The 1,613-nt window shown below is 66.5% G+C and carries 2 protein-coding genes; both read right to left on the bottom strand.

The window, feature by feature from the left end; translation table 11 throughout:
* Positions 1–714: FAD-binding oxidoreductase (locus MUO23_10725; GenBank protein MCJ7513428.1), on the bottom strand; the 714-nt coding region annotated here is incomplete at its 3' end.
* A gap of 67 nt (positions 715–781) precedes the next feature.
* On the bottom strand, positions 782–1,613 hold an 832-nt coding region (locus MUO23_10730), incomplete at its 5' end, for a CBS domain-containing protein (GenBank protein MCJ7513429.1).

The following is a 1,613-nucleotide window of genomic DNA, read 5'->3' on the forward strand; positions in this document are numbered from 1 at the left end:
CTCGATGGGCTTGGTGATCAGGTACAGGTGGGCCATCGGCACCACCGGCAGGTAGATGCCGACCATTCGCCCGACGTCGCCGCCCCACTGCCCGGCGGCATTGACAACAATCTCGGTCTTGATGGTGCCGCGCGAGGTGACGACCTCATCCACCCGGCCGTCCTTCAGGTTGATCCCGGTGACCAGCGTCTCGGTGAAGAACTTGGCGCCCCGGCTCTTGGCGCCGGCCGCCAGGGCTATCGTCAGCCCGGTGGGGTCGATGATGCCGTCGGTCGGAGTGTAGACCGCCCCCAGCACGCCGTCGATGTTCATGATCGGGAACATCTTCTGCGCTTCCTGGGGAGAGATCATCTCCAGCGGCATGCCAAAGGAGCGAGCGTAGCCGACCTGGCGCTTGAGCTCGACCAGGCGCTCCGGGGAAGAGGCCAGCCGGATTCCGCCGACCTCGCGCCAGCCAGTGTCCTGCCCGGTCTCATCTTTGAGCTTGCGGTAGAGATCGGTGCTGTAGGTCATCAGGCGCGTCAGGTTGAAATCGGAGCGCAGCTGGCCGACCAGCCCGGCCGAGTGCCAGGTGGAGCCGCTGTTCAGCTCGTGACGCTCGAGCACCGCCACATCCGTCCACCCCATCTTGGTCAGGTGGTAGGCAATGCTGCAGCCTCCCACGCCGCCGCCGATGATGACAACCTGTGCCTGGGTTGGAAACGCGGACGCCATAGGCGACCTCCTTGTGAAGTGCGTGGTTCAACGCCACCCCGGTGCCGGGCCGGAAGGGCCGGCCGGGTTATCGTCTCCAGACGGAACCCGGCTGGGCCATCATGCCCACAATGTCATAGGTCGAAATCACACCCAGCGGGATGCTGTCGGGCTGCTGCTCATCCACCACCACCAATCGGTGGTGATGGTGGTCGATCATGGCGTCGGCCGCTTCGCGCAGCGAGGCGCTCGGCGAAATGGTCAGCAATTCATGCATCACCTGGGCGGCGGTGGACTTGTAGGCGTCCTCGTCGCCGCAGAACGGCAGCAGGTCAGCCCCGCTGACCATGCCCACGGGACGTCCGTTGGGGGTGACCACCAGCACCGAGCGGTAGCCGGCATCGGTCATGGCCCGAGCCACGTAAGCGACGGGCGTGTTTTCGCGGCACACCAGCATGGCCCGCGACATCACGTCGGCTACCGACCGGCGCTCGATCGGCCGGGCCTCCACCAGGCTGGCAACGAAGTCCGAGACTGAGATCACGCCGACCGGCTTGTCGCGATCTTCCACCAGCAGCCGGCTGATCCCCTCCTGGTGCATGCGGGCGGCGGCATCGCAGACCTCCGCTCCGGCCTCGATGCTGTCGATCGGAAAGGTCATCAACTCGCCCGCCGTCATCCGGCGCATGGCCTCCAGGCTTTCCGGGTCGGTGGACAGCCACTCGGCCGCCAGCAGGTCGAAATCGGTGATCACGCCCAGCGGCCGGCCATCGCGGTCGGCCACGATCAGGGCATGCACGTGGTGCTGGTCCAGCAAGACGGCGACCTGCCCCAGCGGGGCGTCGGGCCGGCAGGTGATCAGACCCGGGTGCATCAACTCTCGAACCAGACTAGCCATGGCGTTCTCCTGCCAGCGCGGC

This window comes from Anaerolineales bacterium (assembly GCA_022866145.1).
Classification (GTDB): Bacteria; Chloroflexota; Anaerolineae; order Anaerolineales; family E44-bin32; genus PFL42.